Origin of the sequence: Streptomyces sp. NPDC050703 (assembly GCF_040654435.1) — a bacterium.
Taxonomy (GTDB): domain Bacteria; phylum Actinomycetota; class Actinomycetes; order Streptomycetales; family Streptomycetaceae; genus Streptomyces.
In genome coordinates this window covers 52,306-77,072 of the sequence record NZ_JBFAHX010000018.1, presented here as the reverse complement: position 1 = coordinate 77,072, position 24,767 = coordinate 52,306, and the positions used below count along the sequence as shown (strand labels likewise).

At 72.6% G+C, this 24,767-nt stretch carries 21 protein-coding genes; 9 read left to right on the top strand and 12 right to left on the bottom strand.

Annotated features, from left to right (window positions below; genetic code table 11):
* Positions 1–149: 149 nt before the first annotated feature.
* A complete protein-coding gene (locus tag AB0I16_RS18750; protein ID WP_363250516.1) occupies positions 150–3,464 on the top strand; it encodes a BTAD domain-containing putative transcriptional regulator in 3,315 nt (1,104 codons plus the stop codon).
* 15 nt (positions 3,465–3,479) lie between these two features.
* Here AB0I16_RS18750 and AB0I16_RS18745 read toward each other — a convergent pair whose 3' ends face one another.
* From AB0I16_RS18745 to panB, 3 genes are all read right to left on the bottom strand, one after another.
* The gene (locus AB0I16_RS18745) at positions 3,480–4,307 is read right to left on the bottom strand and encodes an ABC transporter permease (protein ID WP_363250515.1); all 828 of its coding nucleotides are present in this window, start codon (positions 4,305–4,307) and stop codon (positions 3,480–3,482) included.
* The gene (locus AB0I16_RS18740; RefSeq protein WP_363250514.1) at positions 4,304–5,323 is read right to left on the bottom strand and encodes an ATP-binding cassette domain-containing protein; all 1,020 of its coding nucleotides are present in this window, start codon (positions 5,321–5,323) and stop codon (positions 4,304–4,306) included. The genes AB0I16_RS18745 and AB0I16_RS18740 overlap by 4 nt, the downstream gene beginning before the upstream one ends.
* Positions 5,324–6,137: 814 nt before the next feature.
* Positions 6,138–7,019 carry a 3-methyl-2-oxobutanoate hydroxymethyltransferase gene (gene panB / locus AB0I16_RS18735; protein WP_363250513.1) on the bottom strand — a complete coding sequence of 294 codons (882 nt, stop codon included), beginning with the start codon at positions 7,017–7,019 and terminating at the stop codon, positions 6,138–6,140.
* A 322-nt stretch (positions 7,020–7,341) separates the two neighbouring features.
* On the opposite strand from panB, the gene AB0I16_RS18730 reads away from it, so the two are divergent.
* The 4 genes from AB0I16_RS18730 to AB0I16_RS18715 all read left to right on the top strand — a co-directional run bounded on the left by AB0I16_RS18730 (position 7,342) and on the right by AB0I16_RS18715 (position 12,272).
* Entirely contained in the window at positions 7,342–8,937 is a 1,596-nt protein-coding gene (locus tag AB0I16_RS18730; RefSeq protein ID WP_363250512.1) for an MFS transporter, read from the top strand.
* A gap of 127 nt (positions 8,938–9,064) precedes the next feature.
* Entirely contained in the window at positions 9,065–9,616 is a 552-nt protein-coding gene (locus tag AB0I16_RS18725) for a TetR/AcrR family transcriptional regulator (protein WP_363250511.1), read from the top strand.
* Positions 9,617–9,812: 196 nt separating this feature from the next.
* Entirely contained in the window at positions 9,813–10,844 is a 1,032-nt protein-coding gene (locus AB0I16_RS18720) for an endonuclease/exonuclease/phosphatase family protein (RefSeq protein ID WP_363250510.1), read from the top strand.
* Positions 10,845–11,057: 213 nt separating this feature from the next.
* The gene (locus AB0I16_RS18715; RefSeq protein ID WP_363250509.1) at positions 11,058–12,272 is read left to right on the top strand and encodes an MFS transporter; all 1,215 of its coding nucleotides are present in this window, start codon (positions 11,058–11,060) and stop codon (positions 12,270–12,272) included.
* 121 nt (positions 12,273–12,393) lie between these two features.
* Here the strand turns inward: AB0I16_RS18715 and AB0I16_RS18710 are convergent, their stop codons facing one another.
* Positions 12,394–14,154 carry an NAD+ synthase gene (locus AB0I16_RS18710; protein ID WP_363250508.1) on the bottom strand — a complete coding sequence of 587 codons (1,761 nt, stop codon included), beginning with the start codon at positions 14,152–14,154 and terminating at the stop codon, positions 12,394–12,396.
* Positions 14,155–14,545: 391 nt separating this feature from the next.
* Between AB0I16_RS18710 and AB0I16_RS18705 the strand changes: the two genes are divergently transcribed.
* Positions 14,546–15,253: a DUF998 domain-containing protein gene (locus AB0I16_RS18705; protein WP_363250507.1), complete on the top strand. Its 708-nt coding sequence runs from the start codon at positions 14,546–14,548 to the stop codon at positions 15,251–15,253.
* On the top strand, positions 15,250–16,053 hold the full coding sequence (locus AB0I16_RS18700; RefSeq protein ID WP_363250506.1) for an alpha/beta hydrolase: 804 nt from the start codon (positions 15,250–15,252) through the stop codon (positions 16,051–16,053). The genes AB0I16_RS18705 and AB0I16_RS18700 overlap by 4 nt, the downstream gene beginning before the upstream one ends.
* Before the next feature lie 612 nt (positions 16,054–16,665).
* On the opposite strand, the gene AB0I16_RS18695 is transcribed toward AB0I16_RS18700, so the two are convergent.
* Together AB0I16_RS18695 and AB0I16_RS18690 are read right to left on the bottom strand one after the other, a co-directional pair.
* Positions 16,666–17,217, bottom strand: a complete 552-nt coding sequence (locus tag AB0I16_RS18695) for a DUF305 domain-containing protein (RefSeq protein WP_363250505.1) — start codon at positions 17,215–17,217, stop codon at positions 16,666–16,668.
* Positions 17,218–17,378: 161 nt separating this feature from the next.
* The gene (locus AB0I16_RS18690; RefSeq protein ID WP_363250504.1) at positions 17,379–18,041 is read right to left on the bottom strand and encodes a DUF3105 domain-containing protein; all 663 of its coding nucleotides are present in this window, start codon (positions 18,039–18,041) and stop codon (positions 17,379–17,381) included.
* A 373-nt stretch (positions 18,042–18,414) separates the two neighbouring features.
* Between AB0I16_RS18690 and AB0I16_RS18685 the strand changes: the two genes are divergently transcribed.
* Positions 18,415–18,864, top strand: coding sequence for an Rrf2 family transcriptional regulator (locus AB0I16_RS18685; RefSeq protein WP_363250503.1), 450 nt, complete (start codon positions 18,415–18,417; stop codon positions 18,862–18,864).
* 63 nt (positions 18,865–18,927) lie between these two features.
* Here the strand turns inward: AB0I16_RS18685 and AB0I16_RS18680 are convergent, their stop codons facing one another.
* Positions 18,928–20,199: a globin domain-containing protein gene (locus AB0I16_RS18680; protein ID WP_363250502.1), complete on the bottom strand. Its 1,272-nt coding sequence runs from the start codon at positions 20,197–20,199 to the stop codon at positions 18,928–18,930.
* Between the two features lie 417 nt (positions 20,200–20,616).
* Between AB0I16_RS18680 and AB0I16_RS18675 the strand changes: the two genes are divergently transcribed.
* A complete protein-coding gene (locus tag AB0I16_RS18675) occupies positions 20,617–21,978 on the top strand; it encodes a glutamine synthetase family protein (protein ID WP_062780170.1) in 1,362 nt (453 codons plus the stop codon).
* Positions 21,979–22,009: 31 nt separating this feature from the next.
* On the opposite strand, the gene AB0I16_RS18670 is transcribed toward AB0I16_RS18675, so the two are convergent.
* The 5 genes from AB0I16_RS18670 to AB0I16_RS18650 form a co-directional block, all read right to left on the bottom strand.
* Complete coding sequence (locus AB0I16_RS18670; protein ID WP_363250501.1) at positions 22,010–22,219, bottom strand: DUF397 domain-containing protein; 210 nt, start codon at positions 22,217–22,219, stop codon at positions 22,010–22,012.
* Between the two features lie 12 nt (positions 22,220–22,231).
* Positions 22,232–22,441, bottom strand: coding sequence for a DUF397 domain-containing protein (locus AB0I16_RS18665; protein WP_363250500.1), 210 nt, complete (start codon positions 22,439–22,441; stop codon positions 22,232–22,234).
* 12 nt (positions 22,442–22,453) lie between these two features.
* Positions 22,454–22,663 (bottom strand): DUF397 domain-containing protein, encoded by a 210-nt coding sequence (locus AB0I16_RS18660; protein WP_363250499.1) that lies wholly within the window; start codon positions 22,661–22,663, stop codon positions 22,454–22,456.
* Complete coding sequence (locus AB0I16_RS18655) at positions 22,660–23,550, bottom strand: helix-turn-helix transcriptional regulator (protein ID WP_363250498.1); 891 nt, start codon at positions 23,548–23,550, stop codon at positions 22,660–22,662. The genes AB0I16_RS18660 and AB0I16_RS18655 overlap by 4 nt, the downstream gene beginning before the upstream one ends.
* 478 nt (positions 23,551–24,028) lie before the next feature.
* Complete coding sequence (locus AB0I16_RS18650; RefSeq protein ID WP_363250497.1) at positions 24,029–24,466, bottom strand: VOC family protein; 438 nt, start codon at positions 24,464–24,466, stop codon at positions 24,029–24,031.
* Between the last annotated feature and the right edge of the window lie 301 nt (positions 24,467–24,767).

The window sequence follows — 24,767 nt, the reverse complement described above, 5'->3', positions numbered from 1 at the left end:
GAGGTCTGACGGCCGGGCGAGCCCGACCGTACCGGGTCGTACGCCGAAAACGTCTCGCGCCGTGCGCGGAGTTCCGGGGAGGCCGGACGCCAGGGAGCGGCGGACGGGCGCATGACGGCGACGGGGCGCGCGGAGGTGACAATGGGGCCGTGCGCTACCGGCTCCTCGGCTCGACCCAGGCAATCCGCCCCGACGGCACCCCCGTCGCGGTAGGCGGGCCCCGCGTGCGCGCCCTCCTGACGGTGCTCGCCCTGCGCGCGGGCCGCGCGGTGCCCGCCCCCGCCCTGGTCGACGAGGTCTGGGCCGCCGATCCTCCCGCGGACGCGCCCGGCGCGCTGCAGGCCCTGGTCGGCAGGCTCCGCAAGGCGCTGGGGCCGGGCGTCATCGCCTCGGTGGACGGCGGATACCAGCTCCGCGCGGACCCCGACGACGTGGACGTCTTCCGCTTCGAGCGGCTGGTGGGCGAGGGCGCGGGCGCACTGGCCGCCGGGGACGCGGCGAAGGCGGCCGGGCTCCTGGACGACGCACTCGCCCTGTGGGGCGGCGAACCCCTCGCCGACCTGCCCGACCGCACGGCCGAAGCCACCCGCCGGCAGGCACGCCGCCTCGACGCCCTGCGCACCCGGGCGGCGGCCGCCCTCGCCCTGGGACGGGCGGAGCAGGCGCTGCCCGAGCTGGCCGCGCTGTGCGACGCCCACCCGCTCGACGAGCCGCTGCAGGCCCTGCGGCTGCGCGCGCTCAGGGACGCCGGACGCGCGGCCGAGGCGCTGGCCGCGTACGACGGTGTGCGGCGCCTCCTCGCCGACCGGCTCGGCACCGATCCGGGTCCCGAACTGCGCGCCCTGCACCAGGAGTTGCTCCGGGCCCCGGAACCGCCCGACCGCGCACCCGGCCGCCCCGCCGCGGCACGGGCACCGCGCCGGACCGGCAACCTCCGCGCCCGCCTGACCTCCTTCGTCGGGCGCGAGGCCGACATCGACGCGCTGCGGGACGACCTCACGCGGGCCCGGCTCGTCACGCTGCTCGGCCCCGGCGGCGCCGGGAAGACACGGCTCTCGCAGGAAGCGGCCGAAGCCGTCGCGGAGAACCTGCCCGGCGGCGTGTGGCTGGCCGAACTCGCCCCCGTCGAGGACCCCGCCGACGTTCCCGAGGCCGTCCTCACCGCGCTCGGCGCCCGCGAGACCGTACTGCGCGGCGCCGGCGCCGAGGAGATGCGGGTCTTCTCCGAGCGGCACGGCGAGGACCCCGTCGTCCGCCTCGTCGAACACTGCGCCGGGCGCCGCATGCTGATCATCCTGGACAACTGCGAGCACGTCGTCGGAGCCGCCGCCCGCCTCGCCGACGAACTCCTCGCCCGCTGCCCCGACCTGCGCATCCTCGCCACCAGCCGCGAACCCCTCGGCGTCCCCGGCGAATCGCTGCGCCCCGTCGAGCCGCTGCCCGAACCGGTCGCGCTGCGCCTCCTCGCCGAGCGCGGCGCCGCCGCCAGACCCGGGTTCACCGTCGACGGCGACCCGGACGCCGCCGCCGAGATCTGCCGGCGCCTCGACGGCCTCCCGCTCGCCATCGAACTCGCCGCCGCCCGACTGCGGTTGCTCACCCTGCGGCAGATCGCCGACCGCCTCGACGACCGCTTCCGGCTCCTCACCAGCGGCGCCCGCACCGTCCTGCCCCGCCAGCAGACCCTGCGGGCGGTCGTCGACTGGTCGTGGGAACTGCTCGACGACGCCGAACGGGCCGTACTGCGCCGCCTCTCCGTCTTCGCGGGCGGCTGCGACCTGCCGGCCGCCGAAGCGGTCTGCGCCACGGCCGACGGCGCGTACGACGTCGCCGACCTGCTCGGCTCCCTCGTCGACAAGTCCCTCGTCGTCGCCGCCCCTTCGCCGCTGCCCGGCGAGGGCATGCGCTACCGCCTCCTGGAGACCGTCGCCGAGTACGCGGGCGAGCGGCTCGACGAGGCAGGCGACCGCACCGGGGCCGAACGCGCGCACCTCACGCACTACCGCGAGGTGGCGCGGACCACCGACCCGGAACTGCGCGGGCGCGGCCAGCTCACCGCCGTCGAACGCCTGGAGACCGAGTACGAGAACGTCCGCACCGCCCTGCGGCACGCCGTCGCCGCACGGGACGAACAGGAGGCCCTCTGCCTCGTGCTCTCCCTCTCCTGGTACTGGCAGATACGCGGCCTGCGCCTGGAGACGCGCAACTGGTCCCGCGACGTCACCGCCCTCGGCCCCGACCCCTTCACGCCCCCCCACGTCTCCGCACCGCCCCTGTACGAGCCGTGCACGGCCGCACCGCCCCCGATGCGCCGCGAAGTCCTCCAGGAGGCGCGCCGCGGCGCCCATCTGCTCCAGCTGTCCTGCATGGACATGGACATGGACGACTGGAAGACGCCGGAGGCCGACGAGAAGCTGCGCGGCATCAGGACGGTCTACCGCCCCGGCCTGCCGCAGACCTGCCGCACACCGGGCAACCTCTGGTTCTTCGCGGTGCTCCTCGGCGGCGACATGGAACTGCTGCGCGTCACCCTCGACGAGACCGTCGCCACCTGCCGCGCCCTCGGCTACCGGTGGGAGCTGGCCGCCGCCCTCCAGATGCGCGCCAACCTCCTCGCCAACCGCGGCGACTGGGCGGGCGACGCCCGGCGCGACGCCGACGAGGCGCTGCGGGTCTTCGAGGACCTCGGGGACATGTGGGGCATCGCGGAGGCCCTGTCGGCGCGCGGGGAGTCCCATGAGCAGCGGGGCGAGTTCGCCCTGGCGGCCGCGGACTTCGAGGCCGCGGCCGAGTACTCCGCCCGGCTCGGGGCCCAGGCACAGGTCGCCGTCCTCAAGGCCCGCCTCGGCTCGGCCCTCCTGGAGTCGGACGACTTCGAGCGCGGCGAGGCGATGCTGCGGGAGGTCCTGGAGGAGAACGGCCGGGTGCCCACCGGCGAGGCCGTGCCCGCCGCCAGGCTCTACCTCGTCAGCGGCCTCGGGCGGACCCGCCGGATCGCCGAGGCGCGCGACCAGCTCGATGTGCTCCGCAACGAGTTCGGCCTGATCGGCTACGCGGTCTTCGACAGCTTCGTCCTCGGCATCGAGGCATGGATCGCCACGCTCGACGGACGGCCCGCGCAGGGGCTCGCCATGGCGGGCGAGGCACTGGCGGGCAGCCGCGAGTCACTGGCCCGGATCGTCGCCCCGCAGGGCGCCGCCGTCCACCTGCGGATCGCCGCGCTCGCCATGGCGAGCCTGGACGACGGCGCGCGGGCCGAGGACGCGGCGCGCCTCCTGGGGGCCGCCGCACGGGAACTGCCGCCAGGGCACGCCTCCAACGCCACCGAGCGCGACATCCGCGACACCGCCGAACGCCTCGCCCGCACGGCGCTGGGCACCGCGCGGTACGAGGCCGCGTACGCGGAGGGCGTCGGACTGACGGTGGAGGGGGCGGTGGCCCTGTGCACCGGGCCGCAGCCATAGGGGTGTGTGCCGGGGTCAGCTCTTGCTGCGGAACTTGTGCATCGCGATCGGCGCCATCACCAGCGTGAGCACCACCGACCAGCCGACCGTCACCCACACGTCGTGCGCCACGGGGCCGCCGACCATCAGGCCGCGCGCGGAGTCCGCGAGCGAGGACAGCGGGTTGTAGTCCGTGAAGGCCTGGAGCCAGCCCGGCATGGACTGGGTCGGCGCGAAGATCGACGAGCCGAACTGGAGCGGCATCAGGACCAGGAAGCCCATCGCCTGCACGGACTGGGCGCTCTTCATGGTGACGCCGAGGACCAGGAAGATCCACATGATCGAGGAGCCGAAGAGTGCCGACAGGCCCACCGCGGCCAGCAGACCGGCCCAGTTCGTGATGTCGAAACCGACCAGGACACCGACGATCATCATGATCGTCGTCGCGATGAGCATCCGCATCAGCTCGACCACGATCTTGGCGAAGAGGACCGAGCCCTGACCGATCGGCAGGGTGCGGAAGCGGTCCATGATGCCGGTCTGGAAGTCCTGGTTGAACCCCGTGCCGACCGCCATGGCGATGTTCAGGCTCATCATCGCCATCATGCCCGGGACCACGTACTGCACGTACTGGTCCTGGCCGCCGCCGAGCGCCTGCCCGATGGAGCCGCCGAAGACATACACGAACAGGAGCGTGAAGACGATCGGCATCAGGACCGCGTCGAACATCGACTCCGGGTCCTGGCGAATCCACAGCAGATTGCGGCGGACCAGGGCGCTGGTGTGCCGCACGTGGTCGCGCAGCCCGATGCGGGCGTCGGCCTCTCCCTCGTGGAGGGGCGGCGTGAGAGTGGTGCTGCTCATACGGCAACCTCCTCCAGTTCGGGGCGGGCGTCCTGCGGGGAGCTGGCCTTCTGGCCGGTGATGGAGAGGAACACCTCGTCCAGGCTGGGCAGTTCGGTGCCTATCGAGCCGATCGTGATGCCGCGCGCCGTGACCGCGCCGACCACCGCGGTCAGCTGCTCGTCGCTGAGGATCGGCACCAGGACCGTGCCGGTCTCGGAGTCCACCGTGGACGTGGCGATACCGGTCAGACCCAGGTCGTCGAGGGCGTCCGCCAGCGGGCCGAGCTCCAGCGGGTCGGCCGGACGGATACGCAGCGTGCGACCGCCGACCTTGGCCTTGAGCTCCTCGATGCCGCCCTTGGCGATGACCTTGCCGCGGTCGATGACCGTCAGCTCGGAGGCCAGCTGCTCGGCCTCCTCCATGTACTGCGTGGTGAGCAGCACGGTCACGCCGTCGCCGACCATGCGCTTGACCTCGGCCCACACCTCGTTGCGCGTGCGGGGGTCGAGGCCGGTCGTCGGCTCGTCCAGATAGAGCACGGCCGGGCTGCCGATCATCGAGGCGGCCAGGTCGAGGCGGCGGCGCATACCGCCGGAGTACGTGCTCGCGGGGCGCTTGGCCGCCTCGGTCAGGGAGAACCGCTCCAGGAGGCCGTCGGCGCGCGCCCTGGCCTCCTTGCGGGACAGGTCGAGCAGGCGCCCGATCATGTACAGGTTCTCGCGGCCCGAGAGCTTCTCGTCCACCGCGGCATACTGCCCGGTGAGGCCGATCGCGCGGCGGAGCTGGCGGGGCTGCCGCACCACGTCGTAGCCGGCCACGACGGCCGTGCCGGCGTCCGGCTTGACGAGGGTGGACAGGCAGCGTACGAGGGTGGTCTTGCCGGCGCCGTTCGGACCGAGCACGCCGAGGACGGTGCCCTCGCGTACGTCGACGTCCACGCCGTCGAGTGCCTTGGTCTCGCCGTAGTGCTTGACCAGTCCCCTTACGGTGACCGCGCTCCCTGCGCTGCCGGGGTTCTTGTCGATTCGCGTCATGCCGAACAAGATGCCAGGCGGCACCGACAATCGGCCGACATCCCACCGACAGGGTCGGCGGTCCGCCTTGTGCGGCCCTTGGCTCGGCGGGGCCCTGGCTCGGCAGGGACCTCCGCTTCTGGCCGTGGGGCGGCGGTTCGGTGGGGCCCCGGGGGCACCCGGCGGCTGTCCCTGCTCCGCCGCTTCGCCGCCGCCGCTTCGCCGCTGCTCCGCCGCTTCGCCGCCGCCGCTTCGCCGCTGCTCCGCCGCTTCGCGCCGGGCGTCTCCCGCCCACCCGCCCGAACCTCGGCGGCCGTTCCCTGCCCCGCCGCTTCGCGCCGGATGTCTCCCACCCGCCCGCCCGAATCCCCGCGGCTGTTCCCTGTCCCGTCGCTTCGCGACTGGGCTTGGCGCCCGCCGCCCCTACGGAGCCGTCCCGCTGGGGGTATCGGGCGGGTGGGTGGGGGAGAATCCGCCGCGAAGCGGCGGGGCGGGAAACGGCCGCCGGTCAGGCCATCGCCGGTCGGCCCACCGCCGGTCAGCTCGCCGCTGGTCAGCCCGCCACCGGGCAGCCCCCCACCGGGCAGCCCCCCACCGGCAGGCCACCGCCGGGCAGCCCCCCCACCGGGCAGCCCCCCCACCGGGCAGCCCCCCCCCACCGGGCAGGCCACCGCCGGGCAGCCCGCCGGCGGGGGAGGTCGACGGGGTGCCATGGTGCCGCGCTGTGCCGCGCCGACTCACACGCCAGGGTGGGCCGGCCGGGCCACGCACCCCGCAGGCCCGCCGGCACGGCTGACGTCGCCGTCGGGCGAGCCGGCCAGGCCCCCGGCCAGCTCTAGTGGACCGCGTGTTCCGCCGCGGGGAACGCCCCTTCCACGACGTCCTCCGCGAACGCCCGCGCCGCCCGCGTCATGACGCCCCGCAGGTCCGCGTACTGCTTCACGAAGCGCGGCATCTTGCCGCCGGTGAGGCCCAGCATGTCCGTCCAGACCAGGACCTGCGCGTCGCACGAGGCGCCCGCGCCGATTCCGACGGTCGGGATCTGGAGGGAGCGTGTGACCTCCTCGGCCAGCTCCGCGGGGACGAGTTCGAGGACGACGGCGAACGCGCCCGCGTCCTGCGCGGCCTTGGCGTCCCGCAGCAGGCGGTGCGCCGCCTCGTCGCCGCGGCCCTGGACCCGGTAGCCCATGGTGTTCACGGACTGCGGGGTCAGGCCGAGGTGCGACATGACGGGGATGCCGGACTGCACGAGCAGCTCGGTCTGGGGGAGGGAGCGTTCGCCGCCCTCCAGCTTCACCGCGCCGACGCCCGCCTCCTTCACGAGCCGGGTCGCCGAGCGCAGCGCCTGGACCGCGCCCTCCTGGTACGAGCCGAACGGCAGGTCGCCGACGATCAGGGCACGGCTCGTGCCCCGTACGACGGCCGCCGACAGCATGGTCATCTGGTCGAGGGTGACGGGCACGGTCGTGTCGTACCCGAGGTGGCAGTTGCCCGCCGAGTCGCCGACGAGCATGACGGGGATGCCCGCCTCGTCGAAGACGGACGCGGTCATCGCGTCGTAGGCGGTGAGCATGGGCCACTTCTCGCCGCGCTCCTTGGCGGCGGTGATGTCGCGCACAGTGATCCGCCGGGTCCCCTTGCCGCCGTACAGCGCCTTGCTGCTGTCGGGGTTCCGCGGGGCGTCGGCGCTCATCTGGGCAGCCGAGAGCTGCGTCATCGCAACGGCTCCTTCATGTCATCTCGAGGCGCCCTGTCGGCGTCCCCGGACCACTTCCATGGTGACACCGGGCACCGCTCCGGGGCTAGTGCGTCCCGCGACCGGCACCGCACAGTTCAGCAGCGATCCACCCGGCGTCCAGCCGTCGACCCTCCCGCGTCCAGCCATGAACCGTCCGGCGTCCGGCCATCGACCGTCCCGCGCCCAGCCGTGAACCGTCCGGCGTCCAGCCGTGAACCGTAGGGCGGCCCCGCCGAGGCCACTGGGTAAAGTCTTTCCAATACGAGACGGTCTCGTATCGAAATAGGTCTACGCTCGGCACATGTCAACCTCAGCCCTGCCCACCCCTCCCCGCATCCCCGAAGCCGTGCACCGGCGCCGCTGGGCGATCCTCGGGGTGCTCATGCTCAGCCTGCTGATCGTGGTGCTCGACAACTCGATCCTGAACGTCGCCATCAAGACGATCTCCACCCCCGAGCCGACCGGCCTCGGCGCCACCCAGAGCGAGCTGGAGTGGGCGATCAACTCCTACACGCTCGTCTTCGCGGGGCTGCTCTTCACGGCGGGCCTGCTCGGCGACCGGCTGGGCAGGAAGAAGGTCCTGCTCGCCGGGCTCGTCGTCTTCGGCATCGGCTCCGCGCTCGCCGCGCAGTCCGGTTCGCCCGTGGAGCTCATCGCGTTCCGCGCGGTGATGGGCCTCGGCGCGGCCTTCGTGATGCCGGCGACGCTCGCCGTCCTCATGCACGTCTTCGAACGCGAGGAGCAGCCGAAGGCCATCGGCATCTGGGCGGGCGGCGTCGGCCTCGCCATCGCCATCGGCCCGATCACCGGCGGCGTGCTCCTCGACCACTTCTGGTGGGGCTCGGTCTTCCTGATCAACGTGCCGATCGTGGTCGTCGCCGTCGCACTGATGATCTGGCTCGTGCCCGACTCGCGCGACCCGAAGCCGGGCCGCATCGACCTCGTGGGCGTCGCGCTGTCCGTCATCGGCCTCGTCCTGCTCGTGTACGGCATCATCAAGGGCGGCCAGCTCGCCGACTTCACCGACCCCGCGGTCCTCGGCACCGCCCTCGGCGGCCTCGCCGTCCTCGTCGCCTTCGTGTTCCACGAGAAGCGCAGCGACCACCCGTCCGTCGACGTCACCTACTTCAAGAACAAGGTGTTCTCGGCGGCCATCAGCGCCATCGCGCTCGTCTTCTTCGCGCTGATGGGCGTGACCTTCTTCGCGGTCTTCTACACCCAGAGCGTGCGCGGCTACTCGCCGCTCCAGACCGGTCTGCTGATGCTGCCGCTCGCCGTCGCCCAGCTCATCTTCGCGCCCCGCGCGCGGCTCGTCGTCGACCGCTTCGGCGTCCGCGCGGTCTGCACCGGCGGGCTGCTGCTGGTGATGGCGACCCTCGCGTCCTTCACGATCCTGGACGCCGATACGCCGATCTGGGTCCTTGAGGTCATCTTCTTCCTGATGGGCACGGGCATGGCGCACATCATGACGCCGACCAGCGTCGTGATCATGCAGGCCCTGCCGCGCGAGAAGGCGGGCTCCGCCTCCGCGCTCAGCAACACCTTCCGGCAGGTCGGCGGCGCCCTCGGCATCGCGGTCCTCGGCTCGGTGCTCTCCACCGCGTACCGCAACGGCGTCGAGGACGAGCTGACGCTGCTGCCCGAGGGCGCCCGGCACACCGCGGGCGAGTCCATCGAGGCCACCCTCGGCGTCGCGGCGAAGCTCGGGCCCCGGGGCGAGCCCCTGGTGGCCGCGGCCAACGACTCCTTCCTGCACGCCATGCACGTGACGGCGCTGTGGGGCGCGGGCGTCGCCGTGATCGGCGCCGTGGTCGTCTTCCTCTTCCTGCCGGGCCGCGTGCCGCAGGAGCCGGAGCCGCGGGCGAAGGAGGCGGAGCCCGTGGGCGCCGGACACTGAGAGAATCGTCCCGGCCGCAGGTGCCGGGAGAGACGGAGACGACGTGGTCCACATCGCCAAGGACGCACACCCCGTGGAGGGGGCCCCGGTGTCCAAGGGGGGCCCCGGGCGCCCCAGGAGCGAGGCCGTGCAGCAGGCGATCATCGAGGCGGTCCTGCGGCTCGTGGACGAGGGCGTTCCGCTCACCGAGCTGTCCATCGAGCGGATCGCCCGCACCGCCGGGGTCGGCAAGGCCACCATCTACCGGCGCTGGGACGGCCGCGAGGCCCTGTTCGTGGACGTCCTGCGCGCCTTCGAGGAGCCCGACCAGGAGCTGCCCGGCGTCTCGATGCGGGACGACCTCGTCCGCCTCCTGGAGGGGCTGCGCCGCCGCGGCCTGACCATGCGCTCCTCGGCCCTGCTGCACAACGTCTTCGCGCAGATGAAGGCCCTGCCCAAGCTCTGGGAGGCGTACCACGCCACCGTCATCGACCCCCGCCGCCGCCTCACCCTGGACGTGCTGCGGCGGGGCGCGGCCAACGGCGAGCTGCGCGCCGACGTGGACCCGGAGATGGCGAACGACCTGCTCGTCGGGCCCATGCTGCTGCGCACGGTCATGCGGCCCGACGCGCCGCTCGACGACGATCTCGCCGAGCGCATCGTGGACACCGTCCTGGAAGGGCTGCGCCCCCAGCCCTGAGTGCGGGGCCGGCGACGAGTATGCGCGTTTCGTCACAGCGGACCGTCCCGCGCACGGTTCAGGAACCTCGCGCGTCGCCCCGCTCGTCCTCGTGCCAGTAGGGCCGTCGCGGACGGCAGGAACGGCACCGATCATCGCCTAGGGTTTCCCGGGGCGGTAGTGACGGTGTGCACGGCAGTCAGTGAGGCGACTAGGCATGGCGCAGCAGGCGTATGTGACGGAGACGGACAGCGGCGGCCCGGAGCCGGAGCGCCCGGGTTCCCGGCTGCGGCGCGCGCTCGACGGCTGGCGCGGCGATCCGGGCATCTGGCGGCGTGGCCTGGTCACGGCGGGGGCCGCGGTCCTCATCGCCCTGGTGATGCTGTTCCACGCGCAGATCCCGAACGACGTGGGGAACCTCGGCAGCCTGACCGAGACGTTCCTGCCCTGGCTCGGCGTGTTCGTGCCGGTGCTGCTCGTGATCGCCGTGGTCCGCAAGTCGGCGACCGCGCTGATCGCCCTGCTGCTGCCGACCATCATCTGGTTCAACTCGTTCGGCGGCCTGATCAGCGACAAGTCGGGCGCAGGCGGCGACCTCACCGTGGCCACGCACAACGTGAACGCGGACAACCCCGACCCGACGGGCACCGCCCGGGACGTCGCCTCCTCCGGCGCCGACGTGGTCGCGCTGGAGGAGCTGACCCCGGACGCCGTCCCCACGTACGAGAAGGCCCTCGCGGGGCAGTACAAGTACCACTCGGTGAAGGGCACGGTCGGCCTGTGGAGCAAGTATCCGCTGACCGACAGCAGGCCCGTGGACATCAAGCTGGGCTGGGTGCGCGCGATGCGCGCGACGGTCGCCACGCCCAAGGGCGAGGTCGGGGTGTACGTCGCCCACCTGCCCTCGGTGCGCGTGAAGCTCGACGCGGGCTTCACCGCCAGCCAGCGTGACGAGAGCGCGGACGCGCTCGGCGAGGCCATCGCCGACGAGCGGCTCGGCAAGGTCGTCCTGCTCGGCGACCTGAACGGCACGATGAACGACCGCGCCCTGAACGCGGTCACCTCCCAGATGCGCTCCACGCAGGGCGCGGCGGGCGACGGCTTCGGCTTCAGCTGGCCCGCGTCGTTCCCGATGGCGCGCATCGACCAGATCATGGTCAAGGGCGTGGAGCCGGTCTCCTCCTGGACGCTGCCGGAGACCGGCAGCGACCACCTGCCGATCGCGGCCCGAGTCGACCTCACGTCGTAGGGCGCGGCCTCACGCAGGCCCGTGGGCGAGGGCCGGGCCGGGCCCCGGGGCGTCCTCGGCCGGTTCCGGCGGCACGGAATACTGGATGCGCGCGAGTTTGTTCCGTACGTAAACTTATAGACCGCGTCCGCTCCTCCGTCCCCGCTCTCCGCGGCCCGCGCCGGTCACGCCCGGCCCCTGGCCCGCCCCCGCTTCCGTGAGAGGTACTTCTTCATGCCCCTGGCCCTGCTCGCCCTCGCCGTGGGCGCCTTCGGCATCGGCACGACCGAGTTCGTGATGATGGGCCTGCTGCCCAACGTCGCCGACGACCTGCACATATCCATCCCCACCGCCGGTCACCTCGTGTCCGCGTACGCACTGGGCGTCGTCATCGGCGCCCCGCTCCTCGCCGCCGTCACCGCGAAGCTGCCGCGCCGCCGCGTCCTGATCGGCCTCATGGCGCTCTTCGTCGTCGGCAACGCGCTCTCCGCGGTCGCCCCCGACAACACCTCGCTCCTCGCCGCCCGCTTCGTCAGCGGCCTGCCGCACGGCGCCTTCTTCGGCGTCGGCGCGGTCGTCGCCACCGGGCTCGTCGGCCCGGAGCGCAAGGCCCGCTCGGTCTCCCTGATGTTCCTCGGCCTGACCGTCGCCAACATCGTCGGCGTGCCCGTCGCCACCGCGATGGGGCAGCAGCTCGGCTGGCGCGCCACGTTCCTCGCGGTCAGCGCCATCGGGCTCGCCGCCATCGCCGCGCTCGCCCTGCTCGTCCCCGCCGACCACGGCCACGGCGACGCGGTCGGCGTCCGCGGTGAGCTGCGGGCGCTCGCCGCCGGCCCGGTGTGGCTGGCCCTCGGCACGACCGTCGCCGGCTTCGGCGCGCTCTTCGCCGCGTACAGCTACATCACGCCGATGCTCACCGACGCCGCCGGCTACGCCGAGTCCAGCGTCACCGTGCTCCTCGCGCTGTTCGGCGTGGGCGCCACCGCGGGCAATCTGCTCGGCGGGCGGCTCGCCGACCACTCCCTGCGCGGCACGCTCTTCGGTGGCCTCATCGCGCTGGCCGCCGTGCTCGCCCTCTTCCCGCTCCTGATGAGCACCGGGTGGAGCGCGGCCCTCGCGGTGGCGCTGCTCGGCATGGCGGCGTTCACGACGGGCTCGCCGCTCCAGCTCATGGTCATGGAGAAGGCGTCGGCGGCCCCGTCGCTGGCCTCGTCCGCCAACCAGGCGGCGTTCAACCTCGCCAACGCGGGCGGCGCCTGGATCGGCGGGCTCGCCCTCGCGGCCGGCTTCGGCGTGACCTCGCCCGCGGTCACGGGCGCGATCCTCGCGGTCCTCGGCCTGGCGGTGGCCGCGGCGGCGTACCTCGTGGACCGCAGGGCCCCCGCGCCCGGCGCCGAACGCCTGGTCGCATCGGGCTCGTCCCGCGTGCGAGAACCGTCCCACCGCTGACCGGAACCGTTCCACCGCTGACCGGGACCGCCCCCCCCACGCAACTACGGCCTGCCCCGCCGGTGACCGGCGGGGCAGGCCGTACGCGTATGCGCGTATGCGTGCGCGGGGGTCGGAGGGTTCAGCCCTCGGCGCTCTCGCGCCAGCGGTTGGTGATCGGCAGACGCCGGTCCTTGCCGAAGCCCTTCGCGGAGATCTTCGTGCCCGGCGGGTACTGGCGCCGCTTGTACTCGGCGGTGTCCACCATCCGCAGCGTCTTCGTGACCAGCTCACGGTCGTAGCCCGCGGCCACGATCGCGTCGGCGCCCTGGTCCTTGTCGACGTACAGCTCAAGGATGCCGTCGAGGACCGGGTAGTCGGGCAGCGAGTCCGTGTCGACCTGGTCGGGCCGGAGCTCCGCGCTCGGCGGCTTGCTGATGGAGTTCTCCGGGATGGGCGGCGTCTGCCCGCGCTCCTCGGCGGCGCGGTTGCGCCACCGCGCGAGGCGGAAGATCGCCGTCTTGTAGACGTCCTTGATGGGCCCGTACGCGCCCACCGAGTCGCCGTACAGCGTCGAGTACCCCACCGCCAGCTCGGACTTGTTGCCCGGCGCGAGCACGATGTGGCCCTCCTGGTTGGAGAGCGCCATCAGCAGCGTGCCGCGCAGCCGCGACTGGAGGTTCTCCTCGGCGAGACCGGTCAGCCCGAGCGCGCCCATATAGGCGTCGAACATCGGGGCGATGGAGACGGTCCGGAAATTGCAGCCGGTGCGGCGCGCCAGCTCCTCCGCGTCGCTGATGGAGTGCTCGGAGGAGTAGCGGGACGGCATGGCGACCCCGTACACGTTCCGCGCGCCGAGCGCGTCGCAGGCGATGGCGGCCGTGAGCGCCGAGTCGATGCCGCCGGAGAGGCCGATCAGGACGCTGCTGAAACCGTTCTTCGCGGCATACGCCCGCAGGCCCACCACCAGCGCCGAGTACACCTCCTCGTCGTCGTCGAGCCGCTCGGCGTACCCACCGGTCAGCTCGGCCTCGTAACGGGGCAGGGGCTCCTCGGAGAGGGTGACGTGCTCGATGCGCAGCCCGTCGTCCACGACACCGGACGGCGGCGTCGCGGCGGCGGCCGGAAGCTCCAGGTCGAGGACGACACAGCCCTCGGCGAACTGCGGGGCACGCGCGATGACCTCGCCGTCCCGGTCCACGACGATCGAGTCGCCGTCGAAGACCAGCTCGTCCTGCCCGCCGATCATCGCGAGATACGCGGTGACGCAGCCGGCCTCCTGGGCGCGCTTGCGGACCAGTTCGAGCCGCTGGTCGTCCTTGTTCTGCTCGTACGGCGAGGCATTGACGGAGAGCAGCAGGCCCGCGCCCGCCGTACGGGTCGCGGGGACGCGGCCGCCGTCCTGCCAGAGGTCCTCGCAGATGGCGAGGGCGACGTCGACGCCGTGCACCCGCACGATCGGCAGGGTCTCGCCCGGCACGAAGTAGCGGAACTCGTCGAAGACGCCGTAGTTGGGCAGGTGGTGCTTGGAGAACGTCAGCACGACCTCGCCGCGGTGCAGCACGGCCGCGGCGTTGCGCGGCGCGCCCGCGGGCTGGCCGTAGCGGGGCTTGGCCTCCTCGGTGCGGTCGAGATACCCGACGACGACCGGCAGCTCACCGAAGCCCTCGTCCCGCAGCCGCGCGGCGAGCGCGTGCAGCGCTCTGCGCGAGGCGTGGACGAAGGACGACCGCAGCGCGAGGTCCTCGACGGGATACCCGGTCAGCGCCATCTCGGGGAACGCCACGAGGTGCGCTCCCTGCTCGGCGGAGTGCCGGGTCCAGCGGACGATCGCCTCGGCGTTCCCGGCGAGATCGCCGACGGTCGAGTCGATCTGATTCAGGGCGAGGCGTAGTTGAGGCACGCGCCCAGTGTAATCGTCAATGCGACGCGATACCGGGCCGGGCGTGCCCGGCGGCTCCCGCGCGTGTCATGGCCGCGGCTTTCGGGCCCCCGGTACGGGTTTCCCACAGTATGGGTTTCCCACCCGCAGGCGCCGGCCGCTTGGCGCGACCCGCGCGTCGGCCGCAACGTCCGCGTACGTACCCCGCCAGGTACGTCGCGACGTGCGCGCGCCCGCCGTGGCGCCGATCATGAACGCATGACGACCACGGACGGAACGGCCCGGCACGCCACCGCCGCACCCCCGCTGATACGCGCCGCCCCGGCGACCGTGCCCGTCGGCGCGGGCCGGCCGGTGCGGACAGCGGGCGCCTAGCATGGGCCTTCCGAGCTCCCCCTCCACGACGGTGGCCATGCGCCCTCAGCAGGAGCACCGCGCCGCCACGGCGCGCACCGTGCCCGTCCTCCTGCTGCTCGGCGCGCTCCTCTACAGCAGCTGGACGGCCGAGGCGGTCCTGCCCACCGGGCTCCCACCCCTTCATTCGTACGTGAGTGAACTCGCCGCCGAGGGGGAGCCGTACGGGACGTTCTTCCGCACGGCAGACCTCCTCGCGGGGCTGCTTCTCCTCGCGGGCGCGGTGACGGCGCTCCTCCGGCGAGCGGCGCGGGGGTGGGCTTCGGTGGGCTGGGCCGGGCTCGCTCTCTTCGGGGCAGCCACCGCCGCCGACTCGCGGCTGCCGCTGAGCTGTGCGCCGACCGCGTCCGCGGGGTGCGCGGCGCGGGAGGCCGCGGGTGACGTGCCCTGGACACACGCCGCCCACGCGGTCAGCAGCGGCCTCGCGATCGCGGGGGCGCTGCTCGCCATGGTGGCCTGGACGCTCGCCGCGCGGCGGAGCGCCGGGCGCCCGCCGGTCCTTGCGTCGGTGGGTCCCGCCCTGCTCGCCGTCCAGGCGGTGGCCACCGTGTGGACGCTGGCATCGGCCGCCGCGTTCTCCGCCGGGCGGGGGACGTGGGGGCTCGGGGCGGGGCAGCGGCTCCAGGTGCTGGTCATTGCCGTGTGGGTCGCGGTCCTCGCGTGGTCACTGGCGGCCGGGCGGCGTTCGAAGGAGCGGCGGACGTGACCTTCGTACGGATCGGGGGAGTACCGCACCACGTCCGGGTGACGGGCAGCGGGCCGGTGTGCGTGCTGAGCGCGGGGCTGGGCCTCGGCTGGTTCGACTGGGACCCGGTGGTGCCGCTGCTCGCGCCGCACAGGACCGTCGTCCGCTTCGACCGGCCGGGGCTCGGGCTCAGCGGCCACGCGCGCGTGGCGCCCACCCTGCGGGCGGAAGCGGCACGGATCTCGCAGATCCTCGACGCCGTGCTCGGCGGGGCGCCGCGGGCGACCGTCGTCGGGCACTCGCTCGCGGGGTTCCACGCGGAGGCGTTCGCGCGGCTGTATCCGCGGCGGACGGCCGGGCTCGTCCTGGTCGACTCCAGTGTGGAGGAGCGGGCGCGGGTGATCGTGCCCCGGGGGGTCAGGACCGGGGGAGCGGGGGTGTGCGGGGCGCTGCTGGGGGCGGTGGGCGTGCCGCGGGCGGTCGGGCCCGCGCTGCGGCGACGCCTGGCGCCCACTCCGTGGGCCTCGCTGTACGGGAGCCGGCGGGTGTGGCGGGCCTCGCTCATGGAGTACGTGACGTACGGCGACGCCGCCGCGGAGCTGTCCCGCCTCCGGCGTGACGTCCCCCTGGGCGCGGGGCTGCCGGTGACGGTGCTCGCGGCCGCCGCGGGGCCGTCGGAGCGGGGGTGGGTCGCTCGCCAGCGGGGGCTGGCCTCTGGCCTCGGGGGGTCCCTGCGGGTGCTTCGGCCCTGCGGGCACCTGGTGATGCGGGATCGTCCGGGGGACGTGGCGGAGGCGGTTCTCGGGGGCGGACACCTTTAGCTCGCCGCGGCCTGTCCTGCCCTGCCCCGCCCTGCCGCTCCGCGGCGGCTATCTCTCACCCGGGGGCTTGCCCTGGACCGCCGCTCCGCGGCGGGTGTCTCCCACCCACCCACCCGTTCGCCCCGCGGCCTATCCTGCCCCGCCGCTCCGCGGCGGATGTTTCCCACCCACCCGCCCGTTTGCCCCGCGTCGAGCGGTGGGCGTAGGGGCCGGGCCGCAGACGTGGTCGGGACGGGAGGGGGTGAATGGTGGGGGCTGGGTCGCAGACGTGATCGGGAGGGGAGGGGGTGAATGGTGGGGGCCGGGTCGCAGACGTGATCGGGACGGGAGGGGGTGAATGGTGGGGGCCGGGCCGCAGACGCGATCGAGACGGGAGGGGACGTGTCGGTATTTCCGCCCGGAGCACAGTGGTACGGCTCGGGGCACCGAAGCAGCGAGACGCCCGCACCGTGATAGCGAGGACGGACATACCGGCGCGGCCCCGCCCCAAAGGACGCCCCAGGGCGCCCACGACGGACGGCTCGGTCGGTTCGGACGGCTCGGTCGGTTCGGACGGCTCAGCTGGCTCGGACGGCTCGGACCGTCTTCCTCGGACCGTCCGCTCCCTTCTGCCTACCCCCCGGCCCCCCGCGCCCGCAACAACCTCTCCATCAGCACGATCTCCGACTCCTGCGACTCCACCATCCCCTTGGCCAGCCGCCGCTCCGCGGAAACCCCGCACCGCCGCACGCACCCCGAAGCCATGTGCACCCCACCCCGGTGATGCCGCGTCATCAGCCGCAGATACAGGATCTCGGCGTCCTTGCCCTTGAGCCGCCCCAGCCGCGCGAGCTCCTTGTTCGTCGCCATGCCCGGCATCAGTGCCCCGTCGGCACCCGGCGGCGCGTCCCCCATGCCCATCCACTCCATCGGCGCCCCCTCCGGCACCTTCGGCAGATCCCACAGGTCCAGCCAGCCCAGCAGCATGCCGCGCTGGTTGGCCTGGGTCTGGGCGATGTCGTAGGCGAGGCGCCGTATCTCCTCGTCGGAGGTGCGGTCCCGCACGATGTACGACATCTCCACGGCCTGCTGATGATGCACGGCCATGTCCCGCGCGAAGCCGGCGTCGGCCGACGAGGAGGCAGGCGTACCCGCACCGCCACCGGAGGAGGACGCGGAGGCCACGGCCACCGTCACCCCGCAGGCGGCGACAACCGCCAGGACCGCACCGACGGCCCAGGCGACCCGGCACCGCCGAAACGCACCAGCACCCGAACCCGACCCCGCGCCCGAACCCGCCCCCGCGCCCGCGTCCGACCCCGACCTCGCGCCCGACCCCGCATCCCTCACTTGGCCAGCCCGTTAGTACACGCGGCCCCGGGCTCAGGCGTCTGCTTGCCCTGCACGTACTTCGAGAAGAACTCCCCGACCTTCGGGTCATCGGCCCCGGTCACGGCCCGCTGGTGCGCCCACGCGGTCAGCATGACGGGGTCCTTCTGATCCTTGACGGGGCTCATGAGGGAGTACGGCGTCGCCTTGACCTTGGCCTTCAGCTTCTTCAGGTCGGCCGGATCGGCCTTGTCGTTGTACGTGACCCAGACGGCACCGTGCTCCAGGGAGTGCACGGCGTTCACCTCGGAGAGCTCGTGGTCGTAGACGTCGCCGTTGCAGTTCATCCACACCTGGTTGTGGTCACCGCCGACCGGCGGGCTCATGGGGTAGTCGACCTTCTCGGCGACGTGCGTGCGGCCGAGCTTGCCCCAGACCTTCTCGCCGTCCTCGTTCACCTTGAACGCGGGCCAGTCCTTCGATCCTGCCTTCGCGTCCGACGAGTCCTCGGAGGCCTGGGAGAAGAGGACGAAGCCGCCGACGCCGAGCGCGGCGACGACGATCGCGCTGACCGTGATGGTCAGGGCCCGGTTCCGCCGTTCCCGGGCGCGCTCGGCTTGGCGCATCTCCTCTATCCGGGCCTTGCGGGAAGCGTTGCGCGACTTGTCGGCGGAGCCCATGGCGTCGTCCTTCGGGTATGCGGGAGTCCGAGAGCCCGGGGAGCCGGGAGCCCGGGAACCGGTCGGGAACGGGCGTGCGAGTCCGCTGATCGTAGAGCGACGAGGGAACGGACAACAGGCCCTCCACGAAACATCGGCCACACCCGCCGCCGGAGCCCGCCGGCCCCACCCCAGCCCCACCCGGGCCCACCCCGGCCCCACCCCAGCCCAACCCGGGTCCACCCCAGCCCAACCCGGGTCCACCCCAGCCCAACCCGGGTCCACCCCAGCCCCACCAGGGTCCACCCCGGCTCCACCCCGGCCCCCACCTCGCCCCTCACCCTCACCCACCCGCAAATTTGAGCCAGGGATGCCGATTATCTACGCTCAAGCCATGCGGCTCATGCGATCCACCGACCTGGCGCTGCGCACGCTCATGCGCCTGGCCGTGGCGGGCGGTACGGCGCCCACGACGCGCGAGGTGGCCGCGGACGTGGCGGTCCCGTACACGCACGCCGCGAAGGTCGTCGCCGAGCTGCAGAAGATGGGCCTGCTGGAGGCCCGCCGCGGCAGGGGCGGCGGGCTCTCGCTCACGGAGGCGGGCCGTACCGCGTCGGTCGGCGCGTTGGTGAGGTCCTTCGAGGGGGACGGCGACGTGGTGGAGTGCGAGGGCTCGACGCCCTGCCCCCTGGCCGGCGCCTGCCGCCTCCGCGGCGCCCTCCGCGCCGCCCAGGAGGCCTTCTACGCCTCCCTGGACCCGCTGACGGTGGCCGACATCGTGGCCTCACCGACGGGCCCGCTGCTCCTCGACCTGACCACGCGCCCCGAGCCCTCACGTCCCTGACGGCTCACCCCACCCGAGGCACCCGACTCCGAGACCCCCATCACACCCCCCATCACACCCCCATCAGACCCCCGCCAGCCACAGATCCGGCCCGAAGACCTCGTAGTGGATGTCGGCGGCGGCGACGCCCCGCTCGATGAGCTGCGTACGCACCGCCCGCATGAAGGGCAGCGGCCCGCACAGGTACGCGCGCGTGCCCGCCGGGATCTTCGGCAGCGCGGCCAGGTCGGCGAACCCGGTGAGTTCAGCGGGGTGCCCGGCGTCGGGCCGCTCGTAGAAGAAGTACGAGGCACCCGCCGCAAGCTTCGCGGTGTACGCCTCGTGGTCGTCGCGCAGGGCGTGCTCGGCGGGGGAGCGGTCGGCGTGCAGGGCGGTGACGGGGCCGCGGTGCCCGGCGGCGGCGAGCTGCTCCAGCATGGCGATCATCGGCGTGACGCCGATGCCGGCGGAGGCGAGCAGGAGCGGCGCGTCGGCGTCGAGACCGTCGAGGACGAGATCCCCGTAAGGCGCGGAGACCCGCAGCACGGAACCCTCCCTCACGCGCGCGTGCAGATGATGGGAGACCTCCCCGTCCGGCGCTGCGGACACCCCGGCAGCACCCGCACCGACGTCCGCACCGCCACCCGAAACCCGCTTCACACTGAACTGCCGCACGTCCCCGTCCTCGCCGTCCTCCCCGTCCCTGCCCGACGCCGCCCCCGACAGGCTGTACTGCCGTATCTGCCGCGCCCCGTCACCCAGTTCGACCTGCACGGACACGTACTGCCCGGCGCGGAAGGCGGGCGCGGGCCCGCCGTCGGCGGGGCGGAGGCGGAAGGTGGCGACGTCCGGCGTCTCCTCGACGCGTTCGACGACCTCCCAGTCCCGCCAGGTGCCGCCGGCCGCGGTGGCGCCGTGCTCGGCGTAGAGTCGGGCCTCGATGGCGATGAGGGCGTTGGCCATGAGCCAGTAGACCTCGTCCCAGGCGGCGGCGACCTCGGCGGTGACCGCGTCGCCGAGGATCTCGGCGATGGCGGCGAAGAGGTGCAGGCGCACGGTCTCGTACTGCTCGGGGGCCACGCCGAGCGACGCGTGCTTGTGCGCGATGCGGTTGAGCATCACGTCGGGCCGCTCGTCGGGGTGCTCCACCAGGTACGTCGCGAAGGCGGCGATGGAGCCCGCGAGCGCCTGCCGCTGCGTCCCCGCGGCCTGGTTGCCCCGGTTGAAGAGATCCTTGAGCAGCTCCGGATGTGCCGTGAAGAGCCGGTCGTAGAAGCGCTCGGTGATCTCGCCGATGGCGGCTCCGACCACGGGAAGGGTGGCGCGGACGGTCGCGGCGGACTGCTCTGTCAGCAAGGTGGGCTCCTCGGCTCCGAAGATGTCAGGGGGGAAGGAGAGAAGGGAGGCGGGTAAGGGCGGGTTGCGCCCCCCTTGTCGGTTTCGGAGCCTAAATTAGCATCTCAGATGCAAGTTATAGCGACGGGGGTCGGGGCCCACCGCCGTTACGGCCGCGCCGTCCAGCAGGCACTATGGGCACAGAGCGGCACGCGACACGAGCACAGAGCGGCACGCGACGCGAGCGCAGAGCGGCAAGCGGCACCGGTGCAGAGCGGCAAGCGGCACCGGCACGGAGTGGCAAGCGGCACGGCCCGGGACACCGCGGCACGGGTCCGCAACGCGCGCGAAACCGAGGAGTGGGATGCTCGTGTGCCGGGTGCGTCCCGTGGCATGTGAGCAGGCGGCCTGACCAGCAAGGATGGGTGGAAGCGGAAGATGGACAAGCAGCAGGAATTCGTGCTCCGTACGTTGGAGGAGCGCGACATCCGGTTCGTACGCCTGTGGTTCACGGACGTCCTCGGCTTCCTGAAGTCGGTGGCGGTGGCCCCGGCCGAACTGGAGCAGGCCTTCGACGAGGGCATCGGCTTCGACGGTTCTGCGATCGAGGGCTTCGCCCGGGTGTACGAGTCGGACATGATCGCCAAGCCGGACCCCTCCACCTTCCAGGTACTGCCCTGGCGCGCGGAGGCCCCCGGTACGGCCCGTATGTTCTGCGACATCCTGATGCCGGACGGTTCACCGTCCTTCGCGGACCCGCGCTTCGTGCTCAAGCGTGCCCTGGCGAAGACCTCCGACCTCGGCTTCACCTTCTACACGCACCCGGAGATCGAGTTCTTCCTCCTGAAGGACAAGCCGCTGGACGGCTCGCGGCCGACGCCCGCCGACAACTCCGGCTACTTCGACCACACCCCGCAGAACGTGGGCATGGACTTCCGCCGCCAGGCCATCACGATGCTGGAGTCCATGGGCATCTCCGTCGAGTTCAGCCACCACGAGGGCGCGCCGGGCCAGCAGGAGATCGACCTCCGCTACGCCGACGCGCTGTCGACGGCGGACAACATCATGACGTTCCGCCTGGTGATGAAGCAGGTCGCCCTCGAACAGGGCGTCCAGGCGACCTTCATGCCGAAACCGTTCTCCGAGCACCCGGGCTCGGGCATGCACACGCACCTGTCCCTCTTCGAGGGCGACCGCAACGCCTTCTACGAGTCCGGTGCCGAGTACCAGCTCTCCAAGGTCGGCCGCTCCTTCATCGCGGGCCTGCTGCGGCACGCGGCGGAGATCTCGGCGGTCACCAACCAGTGGGTGAACTCCTACAAGCGCATCTGGGGCGGCTCGGAGCGCACGGCGGGCGCCGGTGGCGAGGCCCCCTCGTACATCTGCTGGGGCCACAACAACCGCTCGGCGCTGATCCGGGTGCCGATGTACAAGCCGGGCAAGACCGGCTCCGCCCGCGTCGAGGTCCGCTCCATCGACTCGGGCGCCAACCCCTACCTGACCTACGCGGTACTCCTCGCCGCCGGCCTCAAGGGCATCGAGGAGGGCTACGAGCTGCCGCCGGGCGCCGACGACGACGTCTGGGCACTCCGCGACGCCGAGCGCCGCGCGATGGGCATCGAACCGCTCCCGCAGAACCTGGGCGAGGCGATCGCGCTCATGGAGAAGTCGGAACTGGTGGCGGAGACGCTGGGCGAGCACGTCTACGACTTCTTCCTGCGCAACAAGAAGCAGGAGTGGGAGGAGTACCGCTCCGAGGTCACGGCCTTCGAACTCCGCAAGAACCTGCCGGTGCTGTAGCCGCGGGGCGGGCGCGCCTCTCTGGCCGAGGTCAGGCCAGGGAGGCGAACGTGACGAAGTGGACCCAGGTGGTCGCGGTGACCGTGAGCTGGGAATCTCGGGTGTCCTTGGAGTCACGGACGTGGACGGTGCCGAGGGTGGCGGCGACCTCGACGCAGTCACCGGGCTCGTTGCTGCTGCTGTAACTGCTCTTGAACCAGTCCAGCGTGGCACTCTCTTCGGCGGTCGGCTTGCCGGTCATGTGTCCTCCGGGTCAGGCCAGGGAGGCGTACGTGATGAAGTCGGTCCAGGCGGTGGGGGTGACCGTGAGCTGGGGGCCTCGGGTGTGCTTGGAGTCGCGGACGTGGACGGTGACGGGGGTGGCGGCGACCTCGACGCAATCGTCACCTTCACTGCTGCTGCTGTAGCTGCTCTTGAACCAGTCCGGCGTGGCAGCCTCTTCGGCGGTCGGCTTGCCGGTCATGTGTCCTCCGGGTCAGGCCAGGGAGGCGTACGTGATGAAGTCGGCCCAGGCGGTGGGGGTGACCGTGAGGCGGGGGCCCCGGGCATTCTTGGAGTCGCGGACGAAGACAGTGTCACGGGAGGTGGCGACCTCGACGCAGTCGTTGATGTCGCTGCTGTCGCTGTAGCTGCTCTTGATCCACTCCAGCTCGGACGCGTTCCCGGCAGCGGGCTTGAGGGTCATGTCTCTCCCAGCATTCGCTCGATGAAGGCCAGCGACTCTCTTGGCGGGAGAGCCTGGGCCCGGATCATGCCATACCGCAGTTCGAGGACGCGGAGCTGTTTCGGGTCGGATACGGGACGACCGTTGAACGCGCCTTCGGAGCGCCCCACCGCTGTGCCGTCCCCGAATTTCAACACCTGGATCAGGCCCTCCATTCCGGCGTGCTCCCCAAGATCGGTCGGCATCACCTGGAGTGCGACGTTCCGCGACTGACCCAACTCCAGCAGCCGTTCGAGTTGTCGCCGCCACACCATTCTTCCCCCGAGGGGGCGCCGCAAAGTCCCCTCCTCCATGACAAAGCTGAGTGCGGGACCGGGCGACCGCTCGAAGATTGACTGCCGGCTCATGCGTGCAGCCAGCCCACGCTCCAGTTGCTCCTGTCCGTAGGTGGGTTGCTTCATATTGAATAGCGCCCGCGCGTACTCCTGCGTCTGCAACAGCCCATGCAGGTTGTGGTTTCCGTACGCCTGGAGCTCGATCGCCCGCTCCTCCAGCTTGGCCAGCTCCCGTACTTTCTTGGGGTACCGCGCCTTCGCCATCTCCTCCCGCATCGCGGAGATGAACCCCCGCGCTCCCAGCGCCTCGTCCGCCTTGTCCAGGTACTCCGGACGAGGAATCCGGGCCCCGCGCTCCACCTTCCGCACGAGGTCCTCGCCGTACCCGATCGCGTCGGCGAACTCGACCACACTCACCCCGGCAGCCTCGCGCCACCGCTTCTGCTGACGCCCGAGCGCCTCGACCACCGAGGCGATCTCGTCCTCCGGGTCGACGTCCCAGCCGGGTTCGTCCACCGGGTCCACGAGTTCCGTACCGCCGTTGCCGTTGCCGTTGCCGCTGTCCGCGTTCATGCGTGCCCACCTCCGACGTACCGCGCCGTGCCGTGCTGGTCCAACGCGCACCCGTACCCCGGCGTCACGCGAGACAGCCGGGACAAGTGGGGACAACCGCCGGACAGTTGTGAGCTCAGACCTCGGTCCGCCGCGTCGAGGTTTCCGCGCCCCGGTCGGCCGGCAGTCGGCGGCCCCCCACGCCCAGGCCACTGCCGGGCCTGCCGCACGGCCACGGTGCGGATCTGATCTCCTCAGGGTGCCTGGACCCTGGAGGCAGGTCGCGTTCGGCGACGGTGCTCAGGTCGCCCGCGCCGGGGACCTGCCCTTCCGCGTGCCGGGGAAGCGTCGTCGGGGCGTCGCCGTGTCAGTCCTCCCCGTGTCCCACGGCGAGCGGCGGAGGCCGCTAGCCCCTCCGTGGCCATGGAGCCGCGGGGCCGGACGGGCGGCCCCGCCGGGCTGCGTCCGGACACGGTGAGTGCCCTCCGGAGAGAGGCCCTCAGCCCTGCCGCACGATCGCGTCCCGCAGTGGCGTCTTCGCGCGGACCGTGTACTCCTGGATCGCCCAGCCGTTGCCGTCCGGGTCCTTGAAGTACATGAACGTGCCGCCGTCCTCCGGGGAGTGCTGGATCGGCTCCGAGATGTCGAGGCCGCGCGCGGTCAGCTCGGCGTGGGCGGCCTTGGCGTCGGCGACGCAGAGCTGGAGGCCCTGGTAGGCGCCGGGGGACGGCTTCGGGCCGTCCATGGTCTCCCAGAGGCTGTCGGCGGCGAGCGCGATGGAACAGCCCGAACCCGGCGGGGTGAGCTGGACGATGCGCATGCCGGGCATGACCTCCGCGTCGATGTCGACGTGGAAGCCCAGCTTGTCGCGGTAGAACTCCATGGAGCGGTCGAGGTCGCTCACCGGCAGCGGGATCACTTCGAGTGTGTATTCCATGGGCGGAGTACACCAGGGAGTCGGCGGGTTGTCAGCGTTCGTGCCACGGTCATTTCGGCGCGTCGAAACGGAGCGGAGCCCTCCCGAAACGGAGCGGGTTCCGCGCCCGTACAGGAGCGGAATCCGCCCCCGTGACAGAGCGGAATCCGCCCCCCCGGTAGCAGGAGCGGAGCCCGTCCCCATGACGGGATCGGAGCCCGTCCCCGTGACGGGAGCGGACCCCCCGTTTCGGAGCCCTCCGCGCCGGCATGGCGGTAACGGTCCGGCGGCCGGGCGGAACCCGGCGGTGAGGCCGTAGGCT